5 protein-coding genes are annotated in these 4,038 nt (G+C 66.0%); 1 reads left to right on the top strand and 4 read right to left on the bottom strand.

The window, feature by feature from the left end; translation table 11 throughout:
* Positions 1-4 precede the first annotated feature (4 nt).
* Positions 5-616 carry a hypothetical protein gene (locus Q0654_RS18380; protein ID WP_298856435.1) on the bottom strand — a complete coding sequence of 204 codons (612 nt, stop codon included), beginning with the start codon at positions 614-616 and terminating at the stop codon, positions 5-7.
* Between Q0654_RS18380 and Q0654_RS18375 the strand changes: the two genes are divergently transcribed.
* A complete protein-coding gene (locus Q0654_RS18375; RefSeq protein WP_298856433.1) occupies positions 609-1,028 on the top strand; it encodes a helix-turn-helix transcriptional regulator in 420 nt (139 codons plus the stop codon). The genes Q0654_RS18380 and Q0654_RS18375 overlap by 8 nt on opposite strands.
* Before the next feature lie 219 nt (positions 1,029-1,247).
* On the opposite strand, the gene Q0654_RS18370 is transcribed toward Q0654_RS18375, so the two are convergent.
* The 3 genes from Q0654_RS18370 to Q0654_RS18360 all read right to left on the bottom strand — a co-directional run bounded on the left by Q0654_RS18370 (position 1,248) and on the right by Q0654_RS18360 (position 3,539).
* Entirely contained in the window at positions 1,248-1,937 is a 690-nt protein-coding gene (locus tag Q0654_RS18370) for a hypothetical protein (RefSeq protein WP_298856432.1), read from the bottom strand.
* On the bottom strand, positions 1,927-2,343 hold the full coding sequence (locus tag Q0654_RS18365; RefSeq protein WP_298856431.1) for a hypothetical protein: 417 nt from the start codon (positions 2,341-2,343) through the stop codon (positions 1,927-1,929). Before Q0654_RS18365 ends, Q0654_RS18370 begins: the two co-directional genes overlap by 11 nt.
* A gap of 422 nt (positions 2,344-2,765) precedes the next feature.
* A complete protein-coding gene (locus Q0654_RS18360; protein ID WP_298856429.1) occupies positions 2,766-3,539 on the bottom strand; it encodes a M50 family metallopeptidase in 774 nt (257 codons plus the stop codon).
* Positions 3,540-4,038 lie beyond the last annotated feature (499 nt).

Below are 4,038 nucleotides of genomic sequence, written 5' to 3'. Positions count from 1 at the left end.
GGACTTACACAAATCCGGGATGAGCGGGTCCAAGGGAACTGGGTGGCAAGACACGCAGGACGTCTGTGGCTAGCTGTCCGCAGCGCTGCTGGCTGAGCGAAGCACCATGCCTGACGGCTGCCCACGCGCAGTAGCGCCACTGGGCGATGGACAGGGCGATGGGGGCGTTGCGGATGGCGTACTCCATGTCCGGGGCCCACTCATCGTCGAAGCCGTGCTTCCTCAACTGCCCAGCAAAAAAGCTTTCGGCTTCCGCTGCAGCAAGCTGCGACCAGATGAGGGCACAGAGTTCCTTCCCCGCCGCGGTCGAGCAGAGGTCTGCAAGATGCGAGACCAGAGGGCCAAGGAGCTCGTCGAGCGTGTAGGCCTGCCAGACGTAGCGCCAGTGCAAGCGCTCCAGAGGCGTCGTCTCGGCGCGAGGTTCGGCCATCCACTGAGCCTCTGGCCACGGGGTCACGATGACGCCGGCATCGCACAAGCGGCGCATCAGCTGGGTCGTGAGCCTGCGGGTCGGCGCTACCGGCAGGCGCTGTTCGCGTACGAGAAGCAGTGATGCGAGCCCGAACACGTTGAGTGCGCCCAGGTCATCGAGCGATGCAGGCACGTCGGTGAGCATCAAGCGATGCGCTCTGGTCGCCGAAAAATTAAGGATAACTTACTATGAATGGCAGGCGATGCTCGGCAGTCTCTGCGCTCCGTCCGATGGAGACCGAGCGTTGGCAGCGCCCGCCGCACCGCCCCTGTTCGCGCAGCGACTGCGACAAGCCCGCGAACGAGCAGGGCTCACCCAACAAAAGCTCGGCATCCTCGTCGGGCTGGACGAGAGCGTGGCCGGACCTCGGATCAACCAGTACGAGAACGGAGTCCACCAACCGCGGCAGGAAATGCTGCTGGAGCTGGCGCGTGTCCTCGACATACCCGCGGCTTACCTGGTGACGTCGGATGAGCTGCTCGCGAGGCTACTCTTGGCGTGGCCACGGCTGTCGGAGGCGGAGAGGATTCGGGTGCTGGCGCTGGTGGAGGGGTGAATGCGAGCACGCTTCGCTGGCTCACGGCGGGTGCTAAGCGCAGGCGGTGTTTTGCAGAGAGCGTCCGCGACAGTCCGGGTGTGCGACAACGAGTAGCCAGACATGGGATCGCCGCCAAAGCTTGGCCCGCCTCGGGCCGAGCATAGGCACGGCAACGGCAAGCACCAAGCTGCGTACTCATTCCCATGAAGTGGACAGAGAGTCCCTAAAACTTTGGGATTAATGAGCTTCGCGCTCAGTGGGCCCGAGATACGGAAACGCAAACATTCGCTCCGCGTAAGACTTTGCTGAGGCCATCTGTGCCCGAAGTGACGGCCCGCCCGCTCCGATCAGCAGCACTGGCAAGCTTGCCTGGGCGCAGCGGTGAAGCGCGGCGATGAGGGCACCCAGCTGCGGTGCATCGAGCCTGTCGAGCCGGTCGATCAGCAGTGCCAGCATCGCGTCTCCGGCCTTGGCCGCACGGCCGACGCTCTCCATGAGTGCCACGAGGTCGAACTCCAGCGCGCCGTTGTCGGCAAGGCCCGGCTCGGCGGTGCCCTCCAGCAGGGGAATGTCCGGGTAGCGGTCCCGTAGGCCGCGAGCGAAACCCACCAGCGCGCTGTCCGCTTGTGCAGCCAGTCCTTGCGCGCTCGGGGTCAGGGCGAGGGGCTGGAGGGTGTCGCGCAGCTGCCGCGCGAGCAGTGCTGGTAGCGAGGCGCCGGCACCGGCATCGGCGCGTAGGGTCAGCAGCCCCAGTGCGCGGGTCTCCACGTCAATCTGATCCAGCAGGGCGGCCGCCGCCGGCGGCGACGCGGCCACCAAGACGAGGCTCTGGGACGCGCGGCCGGCACGAGCGCGTTCGAGTGCGACGCGGGCCTGGGCGGCAGCTTCCTTGAGGCGAGCGGTGTCGGTCGGCTGGTCAGCGGTCATCGGTCGAGTCCCAGTAGTCGGCGCGCAGGATGCTCTCCTCGGTGTCCCAGCGGCTGGCGAGCGCCGCCCATGCTGCCTGCAGCGGCCGCAGGCACAGCCGCAGGGGAATGACGCCGCGCCCCAGCCAGTAGCGCGCCCACGCGCGGACGCCGCGGAGTCCCGCTGAGGGTAGGGCAGGAGGGCGTTCCCGCAGAAAGCCGCGCAGTGCGCGGTTCCCGCTCCGGGGAAGTCGGTGGTGGCGATCGAGTGACAGGTCAAGGTGGCCAGGCAGCAGCTCGGCGCTCGAGGTCACCCGCGCGTAGGGCGCGAGCAGGGCGTGCGCGCAGGCATCACAGAGTTCGAGCTCCACGAGATTGCCGTCGCCCCAAGCGAAGCCGTAGCCGGCATGCAGCCGGACATGCAGCACCTCGCCGAGATCGACGCTCTCGAGCAGGGGGGGTCTGGCAGCGGTCGCGGACGACCCTATGCAACTCGGGGTCCGGGGAACCGGTGTAGAGAATGGTCATCGCGCACTCCTGGCGTAGCGAGGCCTCTCCCGACGGTCGGGATGAGGAGCCAAGCAGTGGTCCTGCGCGGTGCCGTCATCCTTGCGCAGGGCGCCATGGCAGCGCGCCGCCGTCACTCGCCAGGCGCGTGCGGCACCAGCCTCGCGACGTTCAGCGCGTGGTGCTTCACGCCCGCCTCGTTGTCCTTGCCGCGTTGTCTGGCGGTGGCGAGAATCTTTGCCCCTCTGAGCGGCGCTCCACATGCAAATCCGCAGATCGAACCTGTTCGCCGTTGCCTTGGAGTACTTGCGGTCCTTGGGGAATGCCATGAAATTTCGAGAGTTCAGCCTTCTGGAACTCGACCCAGTCGGATCGCTCGCCACAGACCGAGGCCAACAATGCCAATCGAAATCAACGCCAGCAGCGCTCCCCAGATCCAATACGTCAACCCGAGCGCCTGCGCGATCTGCGCGGTGTCGGAGGGCAGGGTGCCAGCGCCAGTGTTCGCGCCCGCGCTGAACAAGTAATCCACGCGGGTGAACGCCGACAGGCTCATCTCCACAGCGACGAAGGCTGTCACGGCCAGTACGACAGGATCATCACCACGCCAGGCCACCCACGCGAGTCCGAGTGCCAGCGCGGCCACGAAGCCGAGTGCGAACAGGTTCCGCACCCAGAGCAGAATCGCCAACGCGAGGAACACCGCAAGGACTGCCAGCAGCAAACGCGCCGCATGCCGATGCCCGAGCGCGATGAAGAAACCAAGCCCGGCCAGCGGCGCACCCAGCGGACCGGCTGCAGCGATCAGTGCTCGATCGAGCCCCGAGTACGCACCGCGATGCATGGCGACGCCCGAACCATCCGCGTAGATCGCCAGCTGCACCAGCTCGCCGCCCAGCGCGATCGCGGCGATGCCGTGGCCAAGCTCGTGAAACAGCGTGCCCAGCCAGATCAGTGGTCGTGCGATCCAGCCCAGCTGCGGCCACGAGGCGTCGATGGCGAACAGTACGAGGGAGAGCAGCGCGGAAAACCAGATCCACGGTGAAGCAGAGTGGGGCAAGCGCTCATGGTTGCCGGAATCTGACGGTGGGTGAGTTTGAAGCGATGGTCCGGGCATGTCTGGAGTCTAAGGCTTGGTCCGACATTGCTGGTTTGTCGAAGAGCGTGTCAGTCCAGAGACCGCGGACGGCGCCCGTCGGTCAACCTGCAAGCCCCAGACACCGCGACTATCGTCCACGAAGTTGCTGCAGCTGTGACACCTCGCGCGGACAGCCGCGCCCTCGCCTGAGGCAAGAGCACGTGGATGCGAGGCTTCTGGTGACCTGTCAGATCTGACAGGTTGACGGAAGCGTGATGCAGGTCTCAGTCTTGCGAAAGCGCGCATCCGGGCGACGAGCGGGCAGCCTCACGACGGCGGCGGGTGCGGCTCGACTCGATTAGGAAGATTTATCGGGGGTAGAAGGCCCGCTCCCGACCTGACGTAACATCCCACTTGCCGCCTCGGTTGACCCGTGTTGCGAAGCAGCGTTGACTCGTCTGACCTATAGAGCGCCGACCAACTTGAGGGTCGGCAGGGATTCGTGTAAAAACGGGCCGAAAGTGAGCTAACTGCCTGT

Origin of the sequence: uncultured Aquimonas sp. (assembly GCF_937888285.1) — a bacterium.
GTDB lineage: Bacteria > Pseudomonadota > Gammaproteobacteria > Xanthomonadales > Xanthomonadaceae > Aquimonas.
This window is presented reverse-complemented; position numbering and strand designations above follow the sequence as displayed.

Coding starts and splice junctions, on each gene's coding strand:
- Q0654_RS18380 (WP_298856435.1), bottom strand. CDS start 616: ATGCTCACCGACGTGCCTGCATCGCTCGATGACCTGGGCGCACTCAAC.
- Q0654_RS18360 (WP_298856429.1), bottom strand. CDS start 3,539: ATGCCCGGACCATCGCTTCAAACTCACCCACCGTCAGATTCCGGCAAC.
- Q0654_RS18370 (WP_298856432.1), bottom strand. CDS start 1,937: ATGACCGCTGACCAGCCGACCGACACCGCTCGCCTCAAGGAAGCTGCC.